We start from the raw sequence: 22,721 nt of genomic DNA on the forward strand, positions 1-22,721 counted from the left end.
ATTATTGCAGCCCAATACCCCGCAGATTACTGTGGGGTATTGGATTTTCAGTGTGCACGCCATAAAATATCTTTATTCACTGTGCGATAGAACATATCACGAATCTCATGTGCGTCCTGCGTCTGCCCCAGAATCCACATCAGCTTTGTTACCGTGGCCTCCAGCGTCATGTCGTATGCCTCCAGGAGACCGAATTCTTTTTTGATGGAGTGCCCTATCTCGTAGACCGACATGTTGCTGCCCTCATTGGTTACCTGAGTGGTCATGACGACGGTCTTGCCGAGAGAAATCCATTTCTTGATGGCTTTGTAGAAATCCCCGCTGTCATAGGAGGGAAGTCCGCCTACGCCAAAGGACTCGATGATGACGGCATCATAATGGCCCGCCATGTAATCCAGCACATCGGCTCCCATGGAAGGAATCAGTTTCAGCAGGGCGACATTGGGGTTCAGCGTGCGATAAAACTGAACATGGTCCGTTAAATGCTCTTTTTCATCCAGATAAAAGATGACATGGCCATCCTGGATTGTGGCAATATATGGAAAATTAATGCTGGAAAATGCATTATAGCTCTTAGTTCGTTCCTTTTTTCCGCGGGTACCCGCAATTGCTTTTCCATCGAAGACAATGATGATGCCGCAGGAACGGTCGTCGCTGGCAAAACGAAGGCTGTCACACAAGTTGATTCTGGCATCCGTATTTTCCATATCGATCGGCTTCTGAGCGCCTGTAATGACGATGGGCTTGGAGGAATTCTGAATCAGATAGGAGAGTGCGGCGGCCGTGTAGGCCATGGTATCCGTTCCGTGACAGATGACAAAGCCGTCGTATTCTTCATAGTGCGCCTCGATGGCTCCCGCCATGGTGAGCCAGTGTTTTGGCTGCATATTGGTGCTGTCTATATTGAGTATCTGAAGGCTGTCCGCCTGGCAGAACTGCTTCGCATCCGGGACGTATGAGAGAAGCTCTTCCGAAGAGATCAGAGGCTTTAAGCCGGATTCACCGCGTTTGCAGGCGATGGTGCCGCCAGTGCCGAGCATTAATATTTTTTTCATGAAATTTCCTCCTGTTATGATGCTGAAAACGATTGTATCACGACTTTTTTCGTTCGTATAGGCCTTTTTAAAATTCTCTTCGTAAATTGATGTCTGCAGCACCGTAATCGATTTCTGCACGTTGAAAATACCGGAAATATATGCTAGAATGAATTGCATTGATATAGAACAGGAGAATCGGAAATGGCAAATGTACCTAAAGACCCGGTCATGCTGCTCAGTTTCTTAAATACACAGCTTCGCGACTATTACCCCTCTCTGGAGGACTGCTGTCTGTCGCTGGGCCTTGATAAGGAAGAGATAACCAGTGGACTGGCCTCGATTGACTACTATTATAATGAAGAAAAAAACCAGTTTATTTAGATGGGTGAAAAGCAAACGAAAACGTATGCAAAATGATGATGCGGGCTTTACCTTAATTGAGACGCTTGCGGTGCTCTCCATCATTGCGATTCTTGCAGCGAATCTCGTTCCCGGGCTGAATGCATTTATCGATGATGCAAAGAAAAAGTCATATGTGGCGGAGACGTTTATGGTAAAGGCAGCCATGCAGTCGTATGTCATTGACCGGCTTGCTGCCGACGGAATGATCGATGACTTCGTAATGTATAACGAGATATTTTACCCGGAGGTAGGGAGCAAAGAGAACGCTTTATACGATATGCTGAAAGGCAGTGTTACGAAAGGCGGACAGATCCGGGGCATCTTTTATGACCCGTCGACAGGCAAGATAAACGGTATGATCTACGATGTGAAGGATTATCAAATAGAGATAAAGAATGATTCCGAAGTGGAAGTACGTGACAGAAAATGAAAAAGGGATACCAAAGATGAACAGATGGAAACATATAAGAGAAGACAGAAATGGATTTACGTTGGTAGAAGTGCTTGCAGTTCTGGTCATTATTGCAATCCTGGCAGCGGTTGCTATTCCGACCATGAGTGGGTTTATCAGTGATGCCAGAAAGAAGTCATATACTTCGCAGGCCCGGAATGTCTATGTTGCAGCACAGGCTGCGGCTCTGGAACAGGAAGGCACGAATAACGGAATAGCTGTGGCCTCGGTTGTCGAGTATACCAGAGGTGACGGTTCCAAATACATAGCCAGAGTGGAGGCGCTTCTGGGCAATGACGTGGAGAGCGGAAGCAGCTTTAAGATAACGCTGGATGGAAACAAAGTTGAGGAAATAGAGTATACCCCGGAAGATGGGAAGAAGATTACGATCACCGGCGGAAAGGGCGTTACCTATGAAGACTGAAGAGGAGCATATGGGCAGAAGTATTCCTAGGAGGGTCGTCGCAGCTGCGGTGGCCCTTTTTCTGGCGGGTATAACCTGGTATCACTGTGGTGGATTTGACCTCCGTGCAGTCATGATATGGCTGGTGTGTCTGATTTTAGCGGCGATCGCATATACGGATTTTAAAACCATGCGCATTCCGAACCGGATGACAGCCGCGCTTCTCATTCCTGCGTTCCTGTCTCTTGTGACGGAGCCTGGAATCACTCTTTTAAGCAGAGTGATGGGAGGGCTTGCTGTCAGCCTGCCCATGTATCTTATGACGCTTGCCGTTCCGGAAAGCTTTGGAGGCGGTGATATCAAACTGATGGCTGTCTGCGGCCTTATACTTGGAGGACCGCGGATCATTGCTGCCGCCTTTCTCTCTGTGGTGTCAGGAGGTGGTTATGCAATCTGGCTGCTGGCGTCACATAAGGCCGGGCGCGGATCGCATTTTGCTTTTGGTCCATTTCTGGCGGCGGGTGTCGTGCTTTCCCTTCTGTATGGAGACAAGCTGCTGGCCTGGTATCTGGGATTTTTAAGAGGATGAGCGGCCGAGAGATTAATAGAAAAGATTCTTGAACGTGGTAAAATTTTAGAAACTGCTGGAACTGCCGAATGAGAGAAAGGGTGATTTTGTGGCGGATTACGAATATACAGCGAAAAGTATAAACGGCAGGCGCACGAGAGGGAAGATTCAGGCTCAGGACTTTGATCAGGCGTGGACAAAGATCCGGGCCATGGGTCTGTATCCGGTGAAGGTTAAAGAAGAGCGCGGAAAAGTCAGAAGGCGTCCATTGGGCTATGGACTTCTGTCACGATTTATGGGCGAATTGACAGTCATGCTGAATTCCGGAATACCTTTGGCGCAGGCGCTGAACTTAATCAGTGTCAAGGAATCGAGAAAAGATTTAAGGGAGATCTATGGAAATCTCTACCATATGATCGTGCATGGCGTGGATTTTTCTCAGGCGATGGAGATGCAGGATGGCGTATTTCCACCCATTCTCATCGGCATGGTGCGCGCCGGGGAAGCGGGAGGCGGCCTCGCAGAGGCGTCAGAGAAAATGGCAGAGTACTTCGAACGGGAAGATGAGACGAGAAAGAAGATCGGGACCGCCATGGTCTATCCTGCCTTTCTCTTTCTGACCGTTACTGCGGTGGTACTCCTGTTGTTTACCGCCGTCCTTCCCAGCTTTTTCGAGCTGTTCGAATCCATGGAGCAAATACCGGTTTCCACGCAGATTCTGATGGCAGTAAGCCGCGGGCTTCGAGATCATTTTACAGATATCGCTGCGGTCATTATTTCGGCTGCAGTGATTCTGGCCGGAGTATTTACCAGGCCTGGCGCAGTGGTATGGAAGGATAAAATGTTGCTTCATATTCCGGGGATCGGGACACTTCTTAAGACGATCATGGCTGGCAGATTTGCAAGGACCTTCAGTTTCCTGTATGGCGGAGGCGTTCCATTTATTCATGCACTGGAACTGACTGCGGATGCGCTGGGCAGCCGCTATATGAGGAAACGGCTCTGTCAGGTAATGGAGGATATGAAAAACGGAATGCTTCTTTCCGACTCACTGTCTCAGATCAGAGAGTTCTGTCCCGAACTAATTCACAGCATTTACATAGGAGAGGAATCCGGGAATTTGGGTTCCATGTTGAAACGCACCGCGGAATCCTTTGAAGTAAGGTCAGAGACAGCGATAAAGCGGCTATTGTCGCTTCTGGAGCCGACCATGATTATTATCATGGCAGTCATCATTGGTTATTTGATGCTGTCTGTGATGGTTCCCATTTACCAGTATTATCAGAGTATCGGATAAGGCCTTAAACAGGAGGGCACATATGAGATTATCAGTCTATTTAGGGGAAAATGAGATAAGAACTGTGCTTGGAAGGTCAGGGAAAAAGATAGAGATTATGGACTGCCTTAGCATCCGCTTAAAGGAAGGCGCCTTAATTAACGACGTTGTGACAGAAGAGGAAGCCGTAAAGGAGGTACTGAACGGAATCAGGAAGCGGTATGGTAAATACCGCAGACATGTGTATTTGACTATGGGCGGAAACCAGATTATCACGAAGGTGCTGCGAGCTCCGCGGATGCCTCACAGCCAGATGCTGGAACTGGTGAGACGGGAGATTTCCGATCTGATTCTGCCCTCAGAGAAGGGCAGCTACGTCTATGATTACAGTATCATCAGGAGGAAAAACAGGGATAACAAAGGGTGTACTATCCTCTGTGTGGCGATGAAACGCAGTGTAATTCTTGAGTACCAGAGCCTGTTCTCCGAATGTGGTATGAAGCTGAAATCGATTGACGTCGCAGTAGATGGTTTGAATAATCTGGTTGATTTCCTGCCGTCTTTCCGAAATAAGACATTTATTATGGCAATCGCGGATGGACGGAATATGATGACATCGCTTTACATCGATGGTGTCTATACGTATACGAACCGCATGCGTCTGGTCGATGAGAGAGGAACTGAGGAGAGTACGGCAGAGATGGCGAAGGTGATCCGGTCCGTTATTCATTTCTGCAAGATGCAGAGAGATGAATTTGAACTGGATTTTGTCTGTCTCTGCGGGCTGGGGAAAGAAGAACTGGACCGCCTCATTCCCAGCATTGTGAAAAATGAGGATATCACGGTGACGGTGCCTGGAGAGGAAGCGCTGATTACATCAAAAGGCGGCATCAGCTATTCCATGGGCCAGTATATGTATGTCACCGGCAGTCTGCTGGGAGGCCGTAAGTCTCTGGATCTCATTGGAGCGGCGAAACAGAAGGAAAGGCGCAGGGGAGAGGAACGGTCCCGTTTTCTTGGAGCATGTCTTTTACCTGCGGCAATTCTCAGTATCTTCCTGGGGATTGCGGCGGGTAACGAGATTGCTGTAAGAAACATGAGGGAAGAGATACATGTTCTTGAAGAACGCCTGTCTGAAAAAGGGAGAAAAGAGGCGCTGGCAGAAGAAAAACAGTTGAAAGAGAAACTGATGTCCCTGAGAACCCTGACGGCCGGGCAGGCTGCAGTAAAGAAAGAGGCGGTAAAGACTGCGAAGATGAACAGCGCTGTGCGGAAGTATATCTTTGACGCGGCGGGCGGAAGCCTGGAACTCTCCGAACCGGAATACATGGATGGCTCGCTGATTTTTAACGGAAATTCACAGAACTATGGGGAAATATCAGCTTATGCGCGCAGACTGGAAGAGAGCGGACTGTTCTCAAAGATAGAGTATTCCGGATTTACCAATGTCAATCCGGTGACAAAGGAAAAGGATGGCTGGTATTATTTTCAACTGGAGTGTGTATTAAAAATGCCGGAATAAGGAGGGAACCATGAGAAAACTGACGCAGAGAGAAAAGGTACTGGTTTATATTGCGGTAGTTCTTCTGCTTTTAACGGGAGTCTACTATCTGGTGAAAATTCCATCCGATATGAAACGGGTAAGGACAGAGGCGGAACTGAAAATTATACAGCTTCAGGAACGCGAGTCCGAGAACGATCTGACTGGGAAATCTGTCCTGGAGCAGGAGATTGGCAGAGAACAGGGCGTGATTGGTGAAAATACGGAGGATTATCTGCCGTACCGTACCAATTCCATGCTGATTCCGGAACTTGCAGAATATCTGACCTCCTTTGAAATTGTACCCGAGACCATTAAGGTTTTAGATGTTTCTGTTCTGGAGACAAAGGAGGCGGCGGAAACCGGATATAACATCCATAAGGCGACTGTCCATGTAGAAGCATCAGGAACAATGGAAGATTTATACCGGCTGCTGGACTGGGCATACGACAGAGATTGGATCTCTGTGACTTCATATTCCAGAAACAGCATAGAGGATAAGGCCGATGGAGCGGAAGCGATGACGGACGGCAACGTCAATGGTGAAACGCTGTCTATGACGGTGACTTGCTTGATGCTGGAGTTGAAAAGCAGTGAGGAGTTGAAAAGCAGTGAGGAGTTGAAAAGCAGTGAGGAATTGAAAGGCAGTGAGGAATTGAAAAACAGTGGTGAATACAGCAATATGAAAATAATCAGCGAGCCCTGAAAGTCAGTAAACTGAAATGAGGTGGTTAAATGGCAGGGCGCAAAAACGGGGAAGAAGGGTACGTACTCGGCTGGGTCGTAGTTATGGTTATGATACTGATGATTCTGGTGACCGCGATTCTGTTTGCCACTTCAGCGTATTATCGGCAGAGTCTTAGGGAGTACAATGACAGGCAGGCGTATTTAACGGCACGCTCCATCGTACAGACTGCGGCTGCAGACTTTACAGGTAACGGTTCCGGAGAACTGCGGGATGCCATTTTAGATGAAATTTCGGAATTTATGGGTAGCGGATCAGATGCGGAGCTGGGAGACGAACCGGATGAGGAGTTAGGCGCGGAACTGGGAGACGAACCGGATGAGGAGTTAGGCGCGGAGCTGGGAGACGAACCGGATGAGGAGTCAGGCGCGGAACTGGAAGATGAACCAGATGGAGAATTCAGAGCAGAGCCTGGAAACGAATCAAATGGAGAATTTGGCACAGAACCAAAAGCAGAACTAAACGCGCAATCCAACACGGATTCGGCCAATATGTCAGATTCCAGAATCAACAATATGATTCCCATCTCCGCCATCAAGTTCCAATTAGATGCCACCATGGGAAGCTGTACGATGACCGGATACTACATGCCGGAAGAGAACTGTCTTATGTTGACCGCTACTGCGAAGAAAGGCAGCAGCACCGAGATCATGACAGTTTATCTCCAGAACGATCCGGAATCGGAGGAAGAGCCATGGATCGTCCTCGGGTATGAACGGGGAGAACCACAGCTTATAAATTGTAACAGTTCAGACGGCTCATCTTCTTGACTGAAAAAGCCGGTCAAGAAGCATCGGATATCCATCCGATGTGAAAATTGGTGTAAAGACGGCCTTATGAGCCAGCTCAACGTCCGTTATTGCACCAATTTTCCCGCCGTCTGAACTGTTACTATAAATTAACGGGATGGCATAAGTGGAATAACCGAGCACTCTAACCGCGAATGGGAGGCAAATCGTGAAATGTGGTAAAATGGCAAGATGCAGTAATATGGAAAAGCACAGTAACATGGCAAGACACAATAATACAGAAAACCCCTGCAAATCAAACGATGGCTTTACTCTGATCGAGTCTCTGGCAGCATGGACCATTCTATTGATTGCGGTCACGATATTCTTGAAATGCCTGGGAATGGCACATTCTTCCCTGGGCAGGGGAACCGTGATGAGAAAACAGTATATGGCTGCGCTGGAATGCGTGGAGCTGGAAAAGGAACCGCTCAGAACGAAAGAGACAAAACTCAGATTCAAAATAAACAATCATACAATTTCCATGGATGCAGTGATTATGGAATATGGGATGTCATGGACCGGTGAAGGACATGCCTCACCTGTCACACTGAAGGTGATAGGGCCGGTGCCGAAATCCAGGGAGTGAGGTGCAGTGTGAGTGGAAAATGGAATGGCCGTCTGAGCGGCGACCGGGGAATGACGCTGACGGAATTGATCGCGTCCCTGGCAATCGCATTCATTCTCATGAGCTTCCTGATCCGGATGTATACCTACACGGGAAACATGTTTGAAACGAGCGCCTCCGCCGACGACTTAAGGAGAACGACTCAGGTGATTGTCGATTATCTGGAGGACCGGATTTCCTGTGCGGAGAGCCTGGTGATCAGCAGAGAAGAATTGACCGGTGATGAATACGGCCATGAAATCCTGTTTTCAAGGGATGGCAGGATCTACTGCGACGGAGAAGCGATATGTGAAGAGGAATTTTACCGGAAGAGAAAGGCCTTCTGCGAGATTCTGCCTGTATCGTCAGAGGGTAATGCACCGGTTTTAAAGTACCGGATTACGTGGAAGAATCAAACGAATACGGCTTTATATTCCGCAGACTCTGTGGTAAAATTAGTTAATTTAGAACTGAACGGCATAGACATAATCCGCCGTGATCTGGAAGCCAGCGCCGGCACGGCTGGAAATACCCTCTATATTTACTACACAGATCCGGGATATTCCAGCAGGCAATGAGTCGGCGTCATGGGAATGGATTGAAAATACAGTTTGAGGTTGGAGAAATGAAGGGAATACACATTGGAGAAGTGCTGGTAGAACAGGGCGCCATCACGAAGGAACAACTGAATGAAGGTCTGAAGCAATTGAAAGCGGAGGCAAATGACCGGCGTCTGGCCGAAGTTCTGACGGATCTTGGGTATGTAACGGACCGGGAGCTTATGGAAGTGCTGGGACGCAGTATGGGACTCGAAGTCATTGATCTGGAGTTCTTTCATATCGATGAGCGTGCAGTGGAGAAAATACCGAAACAGCTGGCCATAAAATATAATATTATAGCAGTTTCCATGGAAGGAAGCTGTTTAACCGTGGCGACGGCGGATCCACTGGATTTATATGCGCTTGAGGATATCCGTCTGGTGACCAATATGAGAATCCTGCTGATTCTGGCGGAACGGACGCAGATCCGCCACGCGATCGAGCTGAATTACTCAGGGATTGACGCCAGAGCGGCGGCGAGACTGGCCAGCGAACACGCCGTATTTTCCAGAACCTTTGCGGAGAACCTGATGGTAAGCTCCGATGAAGATCAGGCGCCAATCGTCCGTCTGTTAAACAGCCTGCTTTTGAAGGGCTACAATACAAACGCCAGTGATATTCATATTGAACCCTACGAAAATGAGACGGTTGTCCGCATGAGGCGCGACGGAATGCTGATTCCATACATGACGCTTTCTCCTGCCATTCATCAGGGTATTGTGGCGCGCACCAAGATTCTGGCGAAGATGGATATTGCCGAGAAAAGGAAATCGCAGGACGGTCACTTTAAAATCACACTGGATGGCAGGGAGATGAACGTGAGAGTATCCTTCGTACCTACCATTTACGGCGAAAAGGGTGTGCTTCGGTTCCTGACGACGAATACGCCGATTGACCGCAGCGCCGCATTTGGCATGTCCGGTGATAACTACCGGAAGATGAAACAGCTTCTGCGTATCCCGCACGGGATCATTTACTTTACCGGACCGACCGGAAGTGGGAAGACAACGACATTATATTCGGTTCTTCAGTATTTAAGCAGCCGCCTTGTGAATATTGTTACAATAGAGGATCCGGTGGAACGCAATCTGCCGAAGATTAATCAGATACAGGTAGGTGACAGAGCGGGGCTGAACTTCCAGACAGGACTGCGCTCCATTCTTCGTCAGGATCCCGATATCATCATGATCGGAGAGACAAGAGACCCGGAGACTGCTGAGATTTCAGCACGCGCCGCTATCACAGGTCATCTGGTATTTTCCACACTTCATACCAATGATGCCGCATCATCGGTTACGAGGCTGATGGATATGGGAATTCCCGCGTATCTGGCTGCGGCCTCCATAGCCGGAATCGTATCTCAGAGACTTATGAGAAAGGTTTGTCCCTACTGTCAGGAAGAGTATGAGGCGCGTCCCGAAGAACTGAAGATTCTGTACGGAAAGCCTGCGGCTCCTGGTGAACACGTGCGTCTGCGCCGGGGAAAGGGCTGTTATCTCTGCAATGAGACAGGATACAAGGGCCGCATTGCCATCCATGAGATTTTAAGCGTGGATGCGGAGATGAAGCGCATGATCTCAGAGGGCAGAAAAGAAGACGAGTTGAAAGCGTACGCAATTCGCAGCCATGGGATGACGACTCTGAAAGAAGAGGCGGTGAAAATGGTTCTGGCTGGAATTACGACATTTGAGGAGATGGAACGTCTGGTCTATACGATTGATATGGATTATTTCGGGGAAGACTGAGGAAGGGAGCACTCTCGGAAACTCCTTTGCACTCATCTTTGTGGCTGATTTTCCGCCATATGCACACAAATTTATTCAACGTACACGCCGTGTACGCCTCGTAAATTTGTGAACATCTGACGAAAAATCATCTCACAAATCTGAGCACAAGGAGTTTCCGAGAGTACTCGAAGGGGAAAAAGGAGGACTTCATATGGAGACAGCATGGATGGCGGTCACAGCCGTCTGGTCGTGGATCATGGAGCATTTAATTTACATCAATCTGATTTTTTCAATCATAATCGTATTTTTCCAAAGGCGTGATCCGAAATCTGTCTGGACCTGGCTGATGGTCCTGTATTTCATACCGATTTTTGGCTTCGTGTTTTACCTCCTTCTGGGGCAGGACATGGGGAAAAGCAAGATGTTCCGCGTTAAGGAAGTGGAGGACCGCGTCTATTTTACCGTGCGCGGCCAGGAAGAGTTTTTAAAGTCGCACGATACCAGCCTGGAGTCTCATCTGTCCCGTGACTATGAGGATCTGGTGCTGTACAATTTAGAGACCTCAGGAGCAGTTTTGACTATCGACAATACTGTCCGCATTTTTACGGATGGCGAGGCAAAATATACGGATCTGCGCAATGAACTGAGAAAAGCCGACCGTTTTATCCACCTTCAGTACTATATTATCAAGGACGACGAGCTGTTCGATTCCATCAGCCCGATCCTGGCCGAACGGGCCAGAGCCGGAGTGGAGGTCCGTATTCTCTGTGACGGTATGGGCGGCCGTTTCATGCCGAAGAAGAAATGGGAGGAACTGAAGCAGTGCGGTGTGAAGGTAGGGATTTTCTTTCCGCCCATCCTGGGACGGCTCCAGCTTCGAATGAATTACCGCAACCACCGGAAAATCGTGGTTATTGACAACAAGGTCGGCTACGTGGGCGGATTTAACATCGGGCGCGAGTACATTTCCAGAGACCCCAAGTTCGGCTATTGGAGGGATACGCACTTAAAGCTGACGGGCGGTTCTGTGCTGAGTCTTCAGATTCGTTTCGCGCTGGACTGGAATTACGCGGCAGGAGAAAACCTGTTTAAGGATATGAGGTATTTTGAGACCGGCGTCGATTTATTCCGGCTGGATCAGGTGGATCCAGATATTCATCCGCTGGGGATTCAGATCATTGCCAGCGGTCCGGACGCTGTCAGCAGGCAGATCCGGGACAATTATATCCGGCTGTTCGCAAAGGCGCGCGACCATATCTATATCCAGACGCCGTATTTTGTTCCGGATGATGCCGTCTTATCTGCGCTTTCTATGGCCGCCAGATCCGGAGTGGATGTCCGCCTGATGATCCCGTGCAAGCCGGATCATCCGTTTGTATACTGGGCGACCTACTCCTATGTGGGTGATCTTCTGTCAGCGGGAGCCAGGTGCTATACGTATGAGAACGGCTTCCTCCATGCCAAGGGCGTGATGACAGACGGACGCGTCTGCTCCTATGGCACGGCAAACATGGACATCAGAAGCTTTGAGCTGAATTTTGAGGTCAATGCCGTCATTTACGATGAGGAGACCACGAAAGAACTGGAGAATATCTTTATTGAGGATTTAAAGCTTTGCAAAGAGATAACCAGAGAGGACTATGCGTCGAGAGACTTGTGGATCCGGGTGAAGGAGCAGTGCAGCAGACTGTTGTCGCCGCTTCTGTAGAACAAAAACAACCGAGATATGGAACAGGAGATGATAAACTATAATTTTATCATTACTTCCGGCAGTTCATTCACTAATTCTTTTGACAGATCTTTCTTTATCTCATAATCAATCCGGTCATAGAATTTTTGGCCGGATTCTTTACTGAGTATGAATAAGATTTTACTGTGTTCACTTGATACCATTTTGAGTGATTTTTCCTGACAGGTTTTTGGAATTAAAAATCTTCCGACGGTATTTTTGGGAAAATCATATCCAATAATACCGATGTTATTTCCAAGCGCCATTGTAAGCTGAAATTGTTCCGGTCCAAGGGTTGTATATCCAAGTCTTACAGATTTTGCCTTTTTAACAAAATCAAAAACCTGATCAAAGGTATGCTCTTTCTTGTAAAAAGTGGATAATCCATATAAGAGGTTAATATCTTTTGAAACATTCTGATGATTTTTACAATTTTCATACGTTAAAAGGGCATCTTCTGATGCTGATTCACAACCCAGCAGATGCCAGTAATTATAATAGTTGAAAGTTATTTCACAAAAATCAGGATTATTCTTTTTCCCGGTTGAAAAAACAATCAAATAATCTTTGCCGCATTTTTCATCAAATGTTTGGATATGCCTTTGTAATATAGCTAATATTTCTTTTGATATCATTATTATCTTCCGTAAAAAAGCAAAGAGTCATGGAATGCTCCATAACTCTTTGTCAGTAATAATTCTGGTTTGTTATGTTGCTTTACCAACATATAGGCATTCCACCTATCCGGCATTTAGGACAGCTAAGCTTCCTTCATTTACTGATGTCAGTGTAAAGTTTTTGTCGATGCCAGAAACACCGCTGTACGCTCCTTATACAGGTGCCCACACAAAAAAGTATGGAAAGAATTCGCATTCTTTGGCAATTACATCGTATCATATTTTGAGTTGTTATGCAAGAATATTTTATTTAACAAAGCATCCAACTTTTTTAAAATATACCTTGTTTTATATAGTATGCGTTTTTTAAAGTTCCGTTCATAAAATTACCGCTTTGGGTACATACTGGTACTTATGAAGACGACAACACTAAACACAACAACATTCAAAAAATTTACAATCAGCAGCACGGCGCTGCAGCTAAAACAGCTCCCGGTCAATTTTTGCAAATGCGGAATCACAGGCTGGTGCCTGGAGGTCCTTTTTACGTCAGCGGAATCAATCATGAGGCACGACTGGAGGCTGATGGGGAGGACGTCCCTTTTGATGTTCCCAATCTACGGATGCGGAGCGCTTCTGGGACCGATCGGCAAATGGATCGACGACTGGCTCAATCCGGGGAAATCACTGAGCGTAAAAAAGTCGGATCTGGCGGTCCGCCACGGTATGCTTTACATGGTCCTGATTTTTGTGGCGGAATACGTCTCAGGAGCGTGGCTTCGGTCACGGGGAATGTGTCCCTGGGACTACACGGGACGGAGTACGAATATCGACGGCCTCATACGGCTCGATTTTGCTCCGCTGTGGTTCGCCACAGGGCTTTTATTTGAGCAAATTACGAAAAAGAAAGGCGGGTAAGTATTGTAATTACACTCTTCATTTTATATAATAGTAAAAATGGAGGGGAAGACCAATGATACGTTTTATATTTGTAGCAGCAACTGTCATTCTGTTTTTAATTTTAAGTATTCCGCTGATGCTGGTGGAATTTCTGATTGGTAAGAAAAACCGCTGCCTGCGCGATGTACAGAGCCTGGCCGTGATCCAGTGTGTATTCCGGCTGATCCTCTGGATGGCGGGAGTGAAGATCACGGTAAAGGGAAGAGAGAATGTCCCGGCTGACCAGGCGGTACTTTACGTGGGGAACCACCGCAGCTATTTCGATATCCTGGTGGGATATGTGACGGTTCCGTCCCTGACCGGTTTTGTGGCCAAGAAGGAGATGGAGAAGATTCCGCTTCTTTCATCCTGGATGAAGCTGGTCAACTGCCTCTTTCTCGACCGCGTGAATTTAAAGGAAGGTTTAAAGACCATCCTTGCAGGAATTGAACAGGTGAAACGCGGCGTCTCCGTATGGATTTTCCCGGAGGGAACGAGAAATAAGAACGACGACCCGCTGGATATGCTGACGTTCAAAGAGGGAAGCTTAAAGATTGCGGAAAAGAGCGGCTGCTATGTGGTGCCAGTGGCCCTGACAGGGACCGCAGAAGTCTTTGAACAGCATTTTCCGAAGATCAAACCGTCCCATGTGACCATCACCTTTGGAGAGCCATTCCACACAAAGGAACTTCCTCCGGAAGTGAAGAAGTTCCCGGGGGCTTACACGGAAGAACAGATAAAGGCCATGCTTAGGCTTCAGCTGGCAGAAGGACAGAATTTATGAGTACATTCGATTTACAGGAAATCAGAAAACAACTGGATCAGGTCGACAGGGAGATTGTGACCCTGTTCGAGGAACGCATGCGCCTATGCGGCGACGTGGCGGAATATAAGATTGAAAACGGCAAACCGGTCTACGACGGAGAGCGGGAGAGACAGAAGCTGGACTCCGTGAAGGCCATGACAGACGACAGCTTCCAGAAGCAGGCCGTGGAGGAACTGTTCAGCCAGATGATGACGATCAGCCGCCGGTATCAGTATAAGCTGATGGCGGAACACGGACTGACAGCCAGGATGGATTTCAAGGCCGTGAAGGAGCTTCCTCTGAAGGGAATCCGTGTGGTGTACCAGGGAGTGGAAGGTGCATACAGCCATGAAGCTACACTGCAGTATTTTGGCAGTGATGTGGACGCTTATCACGTGCAGTTCTGGGAAGACGCCATGAAGGAGGTCGAGGCCGGCCGGGCCGATTACGCGGTCCTGCCCATCGAGAATTCCTCAGCGGGCGCAGTCAGCGATAATTACGACCTGCTGATCAAATACCATAATTACATTGTGGCGGAGATTTTTCTCCCGGTCAACCATGCGCTTTTGGGACTTCCGGAGGCGGAGCTTTCGGATATTACCACCGTATTTTCCCATCCCCAGGCGCTGATGCAGTCCTCCCGATACTTAAACTCCCATCGGGACTGGGCGCAGTACAGTGTGGAGAACACCGCGGCGTCTGCAAAAAAGGTCTTGAATGACGGGAAGAAGAATCAGGCGGCGGTGGCCAGTGAGACAGCCGGAAGGCTGTACGGTTTAAAGGTGCTGGAACCGTCCATCAATCATAACAAAAATAATACGACCCGGTTCATCATCCTGTCCAGGGATCCCATATACCGGGAGGATGCGTCGAAGGTGAGCATCAGCTTCGAGCTTCCCCACACGAGCGGTTCCCTGTACAATATGCTGAGCAATTTTATCTATAATCATGTGAACATGCGCATGATTGAATCCAGGCCCATTGCCGGAAGAAACTGGGAATACCGGTTCTTCGTCGATATCGAGGGAAACCTGGGCGATGCGCAGATTCAGAATGCGTTAAAGGGAATTGAAGAAGAAGCGTCTAACATGAGAATTTTAGGCAATTATTAGGGAACGAAGAACGGTCAGGCGGCTGTAGGCTGCCTGGCCATTTCGAAAAAATAGGGAGGAACTTATGAAATCGCAGGAACTCATTATCTACCGAAATCTGCAGCACCGGGAACTTTTTGATCATGTTTCCACACTTCTGGCCGTTGGGCCGGACGACAAGCCGGGAACAATGCCGGATTCCTATGCCTGTGCCAGCCAATTGATCGACATGGCGGTGACTTACGGCTTTGAGGGGAATCTCTGGCATTGTTTTTTAGCATTCTGCCTTGCAAACAACGAAAATGTATACAGTACTTCATGTGAAATTGTGGGCCATATCGAAGGCTCTCTGAATGAACTGGCCGCCCATGATTTCAACGTAACCAAGGAGCTGTTTGATTACGATATCCGCACATTGGACGGCGGGACTGATCCGACGGGCGGCGGTGTCTGGTCCGCACTCTCAGACTACCAGGCGGTGAGTGGCAACAGCCGCGTGTTCAACAAGAGAATCCGGGACCAGATCGTGGCGCTGGCGGTGGAACTGGAGCGGTCTGAGGATGTAGCTGCCTTCGGAAAAGCCGTGACGGAGTTTTACCGCCGGTTCGGCGTCGGCAAGTTCGGGCTTAACAAGGCGTTTCGAATCGAGGAGATCGATCACGAGGTCCATATTAATCCCATCACCAATGTGGAGCACATTTATCTGGACGATATCATCGGCTACGAGCTTCAGAAGAAGAAGCTGATCGAGAATACGGAGGCATTTATCCAGGGAAGAGCGGCCAACAATGTACTTCTGTTCGGCGACAGCGGAACGGGGAAATCCTCCAGCATCAAGGCTATTTTAAATGAGTACTACGAGCAGGGGCTGCGCATCATCGAGGTATACAAGCACCAGTTCAAGAGCCTGTCCGAGGTACAGGAGCAGGTGAAGGACAGGAACTACAAGTTCATCATCTACATGGATGATTTGTCCTTTGAGGATTCCGAGCTGGAATACAAGTATTTAAAGGCCATCATCGAAGGCGGTCTCGGAAAGAAGCCGGGGAATGTGCTGATTTATGCGACCTCCAACCGGCGCCATCTGATCCGTGAGAAGTTCAGTGATAAGAGGGAGCTGGATGATGAATTACATAATAACGACACCGTACAGGAGAAGCTGTCACTGGTAGCCAGATTCGGCGTGACCATATACTTTGGCTCTCCGGATAAGAAGCAGTTCCAGAACATTGTAAGGGAGCTGGCGGAGCGGTATCATGTAAATATGCCTTTGGAGGAGCTCTACGCGGAGGCCAACAAGTGGGAGTTAAGCCACGGAGGACTGTCAGGAAGGACGGCCAGCCAGTTCATCACACACCTGATGGGCACCCGGGAAGATTTTACGTAAATTTGACACATGTCCTGACAAAAGGAGAGTATAATGGAAAGGATGTTGCCCGTACCGGGCGGTAAGGAGGACAAGTATGGCAATTAAACTATTCGCAGCCATCGACGTGGGTTCATTTGAACTGGAACTCGGTATCTATGAGGTTTCGCCCAAATACGGAATCCGTCGGGTAGACCATGTGCGCCACGTCATCGCCCTTGGAAAAGATACCTATAATAATGGAAAGATCAGCTATGAACTGGTGGAGGAGATGTGCGGCGTCTTACAGCAGTTTGCGGAGATTATGGAGGCCTACAAGATTTCAGAGTACCGTGCCTATGCTACCAGCGCCATGCGTGAGGCCCGCAACAACCAGATCGTACTGGATCAGATCCGGGTTCGGACAGGGATTGAAGTACAGATCATCAGCAACTCGGAACAGCGGTTTATCAGCTATAAGGCCATTGCCTCCAAGGACGCGGAATTTAACAAGACAATTCAGAAAGGCACAGCCATTGTGGACGTGGGCTTCGGCAGCATGCAGATATCCCTGTTCGATAAGGACGCGCTGATCTCCACCCAGAACCTTCTCCTGGGCGTCTTAAGGATACGGGAGATGATGTCCAATATCCAGGCCGACATCCGGATGGAGAATACTCTCATCGAGGAACTGGTGGATAATGAGCTTGTGACTTTTAAAAAGATGTATTTAAAGGACCGAGAGATCAAGAATTTAATCGGCATCGGGGAATGTATCCTCTATTTATCCAGAGGAAGCGGAACGGGGAAACCTGTGGACCGGGTGACCGCAGAAGATTTCAAGGCATTCTATGAGAAGCTGGTGGATATGCCTCTCTACCAGATCGAAGAGCGTTTCGGTGTGAACAGCGAGTACGCGGCCCTCTTAATGCCGGCGGCCATCATTTACCGGAGAGTCTTAGAGCTGACCGGGGCCGAGATGTTCTGGATACCCGGAATCCGTCTCTGCGACGGTATTGCCGCGGAATATGCGGAGGAGACCAGGGCGGTAAAATTCACCCACGATTTCACCGAGGATATCCTTGCGGCGTCCCGCAACATGGCGAAGCGCTACAAATGTCACGCTTCCCACACGGCGGATATGGAGAAACACGTTCTCGATATATTTGACAGCATGAAGCGGTACCACGGCATGGGAAAGAGAGAGCGTCTCCTGCTGCAGATCTCCGCCATCATCCACTCCTGCGGCAAATTCATAGGTATGAAGTACACGGGAGAGTCGGGGTATAATATCATCATGTCGACGGAGATCATCGGTTTATCCCATATGGAGCGTGAGATCATCGCCAATGTGGTGCGCTATAACAGCATTGATTTCGATTACAATGAGGTCACATTTAATGAAGACCTGTTTCGTGATACAAAGGGTGAGCTGACCCATAACGACGTGACCATACTGATCGCCAAGCTGACGGCGATTCTGCGGCTGGCCAATGCCATGGACCGGAGCCATAAGCAGAAGCTTCACGATTGCCGTCTGAGTGTTAAGGAAGGCCAGCTGCTGGTGACCACGACCTATGGAGGGGATATTACCCTGGAGGCGGTGGCATTTGCCCAGAAAGCGGATTTCTTCGAGGAAATTTTCGGAATCCGGCCTGTATTAAAACAGAAGAGGAGGTTGTCCTGATGGCAGATATTGATGAAAGATTCTACAATCCTGATAATTATGTAAACCGTGAACTGAGCTGGCTGGAATTCAACTACCGCGTGCTGAGTGAGGCCAGGGATAAGAACCTGCCTCTGTTTGAACGGCTGAAATTCTTAAGCATTACCTCGTCAAACCTGGACGAATTTTTCATGGTCCGTGTCGCCTCCTTAAAGGACATGGTCCACGCAAAATATACGAAGCCGGATATCGCCGGTTTAAAGCCCTCCGAGCAGCTGGAAAAAATCGGCGTAAAGACGCACGAGATGGTAGCCATGCAGTATTCCACCTACAACCGCTCAATACTCCCTGCGTTAAAGCAGAATGGGCTGTGTGTGGTCACGACCCATGCGGACTTAAACGCGGAACAGGGCGCCTACGTAGATGAGTATTTCCGGGAAAATGTATATCCCGTTCTGACCCCGATGGCTGTGGACTCGTCCCGACCGTTTCCGTTAATCCGGAACAAGACGTTAAACATCGCGGCGCTTCTTCAGAAGAAGAGCGGAGAAGAGGACTTAGAGTTCGCCATGGTTCAGGTACCCAGCGTACTGCCGAGAATCGTGGAGATCCCAGCCGACAGGAAATCCGGCCGTTCCGTGATCCTTCTGGAGGAGATCATCGAACGCAACATCGGTTCCATGTTCTTAAACTATAATGTGGTCGCCTACAGTCCCTTCCGTATCATGAGGAACGCGGATTTGACTATCGACGAGGAAGAGGCGGTTGATTTACTGGAGGAGATCCAGAAGCAGTTAAAGAAGCGCCAGTGGGGCGAGGCCATCCGTCTGGAAATCGACGAGAAGATGGACAAGAGCCTGCTGAAGATATTAAAGAGAGAGCTTTCCATCAGCTCGGGCGACATCTATGAGATCGGAGGGCCGCTCGATCTGACGTTCCTGATGAAGATGTACGGACTTGAGGGCTTCGAGCATTTAAAGGCTCCGAAGTACGTTCCGCAGCGGGTTCCGGCTCTGATGAACGAGGATGACATATTTACGAATATCCGAAAGGGCGACATTCTGCTGCACCATCCATACGAGACCTTCGGTCCGGTGGTAAACTTCGTAAAGAGCGCGGCTAAGGATCCGGATGTGCTCGCCATCAAGCAGACCCTCTACCGCGTCAGCGGCAATTCCCCGATTATCGCGGCCCTCGCTGAAGCGGCCGACAACGGGAAACAGGTCTCCGTTCTGGTGGAGCTAAAGGCCCGTTTCGATGAGGAGAATAATATTAACTGGGCAAAGAAGCTGGAGAAAGCGGGCTGTCACGTTATATACGGTTTGGTAGGATTAAAGACCCACAGCAAGATCACCCTGGTGGTGCGCCGGGAGGAAGACGGGATCCGCCGCTATGTGCATCTGGGAACCGGCAACTACAACGATTCCACCGCAAAGCTTTATACGGATCTTGGTCTCATGACGTGCAACCCGCAGATCGGCGAGGACGCCACGGCAGTCTTTAACATGCTGTCCGGTTACTCCGAACCGCTGCACTGGAATAAACTGGTGGTAGCGCCTATCTGGCTGAGAAACCGGTTCTTAAAGATGATTCGCCGGGAAACGCAGAACGCCTTAAAGAAGAAACCGGCGCATATCATGGCAAAGATGAACTCTCTCTGCGACAAGGAGATTGCGGCCGCGCTATACGAGGCCTCCTGTGCCGGCGTAAAAATCGAGATGGTGATCCGCGGAATCTGCTGCTTAAAGGCCGGCATTCCTAATTTGAGCGAGAACATCGAGGTACACTCCATTGTCGGTAATTTCCTGGAACACGCCCGTGTCTTCTATTTTGAAAATGACGGAAGTCCGGAGATCTATATGGGCAGCGCCGACTGGATGCCGAGAAACCTGGATAAGCGTGTGGAGATCATGTTCCCGGTGGAGGAGGAATCCTTAAAGGAACAGGTCATGCATGTCTTAAAGGTTCAGCTGGAGGACAATGTGAAGGCTCATATACTGAAACCGGATGGAACGTATGAGAAGCCGGATAAACGCGGCAAGGTGCTGGTGTGCAGCCAGGATCAGTTCTGCGAGGAAGCGGTAAAAAACGTGGAAGCAGAGCTGGGGAAGATGGATCCGGTGAGTAACCGGGTGTTTGTGCCGGTAATTAGTCAGAATTAGGGCTGGACGGGGGGGACGCGGACTTTGCGCAGGCAGTTGGGGAAAAGAGAGGGCGGCCGGCAGTTTGGAATTGGCTCACGGTTCGCTGAGGGGCTGGGCGTAAGGCCGGAGAAGCGGCGGAGCGGGGCACCGGGCAATTCGACCGAAATCCTGAAGGAGTTTCGCTCTCAGTGCCCTCAAATCATTCCGCCGAACGTACGTGAGGGGGACTTACCGCTGCGCCTGGTAAACGCGATTTTGACCCCGCTCCGCCGCTCCTCCAGCCTAACTCCCAGCGACCTCGCGAACAGTTCGCCAATTCCAAACTGCCGGCCGCCCTATCTTTTTCGGCTAGTACAGCGCTGCATAAGTTCCAGTAAATTCTGTACTCGCTATTCACGCCAGGGTCACGCCCACGAAGCTAGACGTAGGGTCCACTACGCCGTCGCTTCGCGGACGCGCCCCTGACGCAAATATCAAGCACATGATTCACCGAAACTTACGCAATGCTGTACTAGGCTGTGAAAAGTCCGCTGGCACCGGCTGCGCTGGGAAAAATGCGGAGGCGGTGGGAAGTAAAGGATAGGGACAGCGGGATATAGAAGTTTTGATAGAGTATTTTATATAAAGCAGCACATGGAAAATGGGAGGCTGGGGCATGAGTAAGGAGGAACAGGTTTTTGACGGGTTCTGGGATTTGTTTAATAAGAGGATTTTTCTGGATGAGTAGATGAAAAGACTGCTGAAGGGGTATAAGCCTTCGGAAGTGCACTGCATCGAATATATTGGAAAAAATACAGACTCTAATGTGACAAAGCTTGCTGAGGCTTTCTATATGACCAGAAGTGCAATCAGTAAAATTACAAAGAAACTTATGGAAAAGGGAGTCGTTGAGAGCTACCAGAAACCGGAGAACCGGAAGGAAATCTACTTTAGACTTACAAAACAGGGCGAACAGGTCTTTGAGATCCATGAGGAACTGCATCAGGAGTTCGAGGATCGGGATAAAGTGGTATTCGATCAGGTGACTGAGGAACAACTCGATGGGATGCTCCGGTTCGTGGAAGCATATAAGCGCCACCTGGATCATGAGACTAAAAAGCTTGGGGTGGATGCCGACAGCGTCGGGTATGACCAGTTATAGAGGGCGTTAATAAAAACTAAGAAAAACTGTATCCAGGGTGACAGCGGATATCATATGTTCTGGCGTTTGAATGTACATAATAATGGTATATTCCTTGGATTCCTTTGCCGATCCTGGGAGCAAACGGTTCTGATTTCATAACTACAAATATAACTATTTTCAAAATGTTTTTATCGCCAGGGATAAATCTGCCCTGAGACAATCTTGCAGGATAGGAGTACGCCCCGAATTTATATAATTCAGGGCGTATGGCTTAAAAACAGTCAAACTCAACAGGTCTATAATTACTTCTCAGGACATGGAACAGCAGTAAATTTCCTTATTTTTGGAAAAACTATTACAAGAAATTTTTATAATGGGGTTTCCATTAGATTTTATGATATGCCGGAAACGCAATAATTTTGTATATGCCATCTCGGTTTATTGATTTGTACGCTATTTTTATGGTTAAATCTTCTTCCTATAATCCCTCCCCATACTAAAGTAAAATAAGCTTATTATTTTGTAACGCTATACTATTTATCCGACGAATAAAGCAAATGTACGAAAAACGATTAGTCAGATATACATACCATATAACTAAAACTGAGAAGAGCCTTCAATGAGAAGGGCCTTCTTTTTTTACATGGGGCGGTGATCGAGAAATTTCCCTTTGCAAATATTGTTAACAAGGAAATAAAATGGAAATAGAATAAATATGTCCGTGGAAACAATAAAAGATAAAGGAGTTGTAATAGATGAAGAGTGACAGAGGTTTTTCTAAAGATTTTCTGCTCGTGGTTATCGGCCAGATTATATCGTTGTTTGGCAATCAGATTTTGAGGTATGCGCTTCCGCTTTATCTGCTGAATCAGACCGGGTCTTCGGCTTTGTTTGGGACGATTTCGGCGTGCGCATTTATTCCTATGATCGTACTGTTCCCTGTGGGAGGAATTATTGCGGACCGGGTGAATAAGAGGAATATTATGGTGATACTGGACTTTGCCACGGCGGCGGCCATCTGCGCATGAATGTAGAGAAATATTAGGAAAAAAGTAAAGATATTGCGAGGGTAAAATGATAGAATGAGTTTATAACGAAGAAATCAACAGAGGAAAGGCG

General features: G+C 48.4%; 21 protein-coding genes and 1 pseudogene. 20 read left to right on the plus strand and 2 right to left on the minus strand.

The window, feature by feature from the left end:
- Window positions 1–47: 47 nt before the first annotated feature.
- The gene (locus H8S75_RS18740) at window positions 48–1,055 is read right to left on the minus strand and encodes an asparaginase (RefSeq protein ID WP_187022943.1); all 1,008 of its coding nucleotides are present in this window, start codon (window positions 1,053–1,055) and stop codon (window positions 48–50) included.
- Between the two features lie 183 nt (window positions 1,056–1,238).
- Here H8S75_RS18740 and H8S75_RS18745 point away from each other — a divergent pair, with 183 nt between their 5' ends.
- The 12 genes from H8S75_RS18745 (at window position 1,239) to cls (ending at window position 11,851) form a co-directional block, all read left to right on the plus strand.
- A complete protein-coding gene (locus tag H8S75_RS18745; RefSeq protein ID WP_187022944.1) occupies window positions 1,239–1,418 on the plus strand; it encodes a DUF4250 domain-containing protein in 180 nt (59 codons plus the stop codon).
- 25 nt (window positions 1,419–1,443) lie between these two features.
- On the plus strand, window positions 1,444–1,869 hold the full coding sequence (locus tag H8S75_RS18750) for a prepilin-type N-terminal cleavage/methylation domain-containing protein (protein ID WP_187022945.1): 426 nt from the start codon (window positions 1,444–1,446) through the stop codon (window positions 1,867–1,869).
- A gap of 16 nt (window positions 1,870–1,885) precedes the next feature.
- Window positions 1,886–2,314 (plus strand): prepilin-type N-terminal cleavage/methylation domain-containing protein, encoded by a 429-nt coding sequence (locus tag H8S75_RS18755; protein WP_242355868.1) that lies wholly within the window; start codon window positions 1,886–1,888, stop codon window positions 2,312–2,314.
- A gap of 10 nt (window positions 2,315–2,324) precedes the next feature.
- On the plus strand, window positions 2,325–2,882 hold the full coding sequence (locus H8S75_RS18760; protein WP_187022947.1) for a prepilin peptidase: 558 nt from the start codon (window positions 2,325–2,327) through the stop codon (window positions 2,880–2,882).
- A gap of 88 nt (window positions 2,883–2,970) precedes the next feature.
- On the plus strand, window positions 2,971–4,158 hold the full coding sequence (locus H8S75_RS18765; protein ID WP_349768945.1) for a type II secretion system F family protein: 1,188 nt from the start codon (window positions 2,971–2,973) through the stop codon (window positions 4,156–4,158).
- A gap of 22 nt (window positions 4,159–4,180) precedes the next feature.
- Window positions 4,181–5,659: a pilus assembly protein PilM gene (pilM, locus tag H8S75_RS18770; protein ID WP_187022948.1), complete on the plus strand. Its 1,479-nt coding sequence runs from the start codon at window positions 4,181–4,183 to the stop codon at window positions 5,657–5,659.
- Window positions 5,660–5,669: 10 nt separating this feature from the next.
- Window positions 5,670–6,383 carry a hypothetical protein gene (locus H8S75_RS18775; protein ID WP_187022949.1) on the plus strand — a complete coding sequence of 238 codons (714 nt, stop codon included), beginning with the start codon at window positions 5,670–5,672 and terminating at the stop codon, window positions 6,381–6,383.
- Between the two features lie 29 nt (window positions 6,384–6,412).
- Complete coding sequence (locus tag H8S75_RS18780) at window positions 6,413–7,192, plus strand: ICP22 family protein (protein WP_187022950.1); 780 nt, start codon at window positions 6,413–6,415, stop codon at window positions 7,190–7,192.
- Window positions 7,193–7,379: 187 nt separating this feature from the next.
- Window positions 7,380–7,799, plus strand: coding sequence for a prepilin-type N-terminal cleavage/methylation domain-containing protein (locus H8S75_RS18785; RefSeq protein ID WP_349768946.1), 420 nt, complete (start codon window positions 7,380–7,382; stop codon window positions 7,797–7,799).
- 8 nt (window positions 7,800–7,807) lie between these two features.
- On the plus strand, window positions 7,808–8,395 hold the full coding sequence (locus H8S75_RS18790; RefSeq protein ID WP_187022951.1) for a type II secretion system protein: 588 nt from the start codon (window positions 7,808–7,810) through the stop codon (window positions 8,393–8,395).
- Between the two features lie 47 nt (window positions 8,396–8,442).
- Entirely contained in the window at window positions 8,443–10,161 is a 1,719-nt protein-coding gene (locus tag H8S75_RS18795; protein WP_187022952.1) for a GspE/PulE family protein, read from the plus strand.
- Window positions 10,162–10,354: 193 nt separating this feature from the next.
- Window positions 10,355–11,851 (plus strand): cardiolipin synthase, encoded by a 1,497-nt coding sequence (gene cls / locus H8S75_RS18800; protein WP_187022953.1) that lies wholly within the window; start codon window positions 10,355–10,357, stop codon window positions 11,849–11,851.
- A gap of 38 nt (window positions 11,852–11,889) precedes the next feature.
- Here the strand turns inward: cls and H8S75_RS18805 are convergent, their stop codons facing one another.
- Window positions 11,890–12,507, minus strand: coding sequence for a PBECR4 domain-containing protein (locus H8S75_RS18805; protein ID WP_187022954.1), 618 nt, complete (start codon window positions 12,505–12,507; stop codon window positions 11,890–11,892).
- A 396-nt stretch (window positions 12,508–12,903) separates the two neighbouring features.
- Between H8S75_RS18805 and H8S75_RS18810 the strand changes: the two genes are divergently transcribed.
- The 8 genes and pseudogenes from H8S75_RS18810 to H8S75_RS18845 form a co-directional block, all read left to right on the plus strand.
- A complete protein-coding gene (locus H8S75_RS18810; RefSeq protein WP_243270336.1) occupies window positions 12,904–13,407 on the plus strand; it encodes a putative ABC transporter permease in 504 nt (167 codons plus the stop codon).
- Between the two features lie 55 nt (window positions 13,408–13,462).
- Window positions 13,463–14,212 (plus strand): lysophospholipid acyltransferase family protein, encoded by a 750-nt coding sequence (locus H8S75_RS18815; RefSeq protein WP_187022955.1) that lies wholly within the window; start codon window positions 13,463–13,465, stop codon window positions 14,210–14,212.
- Window positions 14,209–15,345 carry a prephenate dehydratase gene (pheA, locus tag H8S75_RS18820; protein WP_187022956.1) on the plus strand — a complete coding sequence of 379 codons (1,137 nt, stop codon included), beginning with the start codon at window positions 14,209–14,211 and terminating at the stop codon, window positions 15,343–15,345. The genes H8S75_RS18815 and pheA overlap by 4 nt, the downstream gene beginning before the upstream one ends.
- A 64-nt stretch (window positions 15,346–15,409) precedes the next feature.
- Window positions 15,410–16,711: an ATP-binding protein gene (locus tag H8S75_RS18825; RefSeq protein WP_187022957.1), complete on the plus strand. Its 1,302-nt coding sequence runs from the start codon at window positions 15,410–15,412 to the stop codon at window positions 16,709–16,711.
- Between the two features lie 76 nt (window positions 16,712–16,787).
- Entirely contained in the window at window positions 16,788–18,356 is a 1,569-nt protein-coding gene (locus tag H8S75_RS18830) for a Ppx/GppA phosphatase family protein (RefSeq protein ID WP_002601670.1), read from the plus strand.
- Entirely contained in the window at window positions 18,356–20,497 is a 2,142-nt protein-coding gene (locus tag H8S75_RS18835) for an RNA degradosome polyphosphate kinase (RefSeq protein WP_117621033.1), read from the plus strand. The genes H8S75_RS18830 and H8S75_RS18835 overlap by 1 nt, the downstream gene beginning before the upstream one ends.
- Before the next feature lie 709 nt (window positions 20,498–21,206).
- Window positions 21,207–21,620: a MarR family transcriptional regulator gene (locus H8S75_RS18840; RefSeq protein WP_432764193.1), complete on the plus strand. Its 414-nt coding sequence runs from the start codon at window positions 21,207–21,209 to the stop codon at window positions 21,618–21,620.
- A 737-nt stretch (window positions 21,621–22,357) separates the two neighbouring features.
- Window positions 22,358–22,621, plus strand: a pseudogene (locus H8S75_RS18845) (MFS transporter); the annotation flags it as partial.
- Between the last annotated feature and the right edge of the window lie 100 nt (window positions 22,622–22,721).

Origin of the sequence: Hungatella hominis, assembly GCF_014288005.1 — a bacterium.
In the GTDB taxonomy this organism is placed as follows: Bacteria; Bacillota; Clostridia; order Lachnospirales; family Lachnospiraceae; genus Hungatella; species Hungatella effluvii.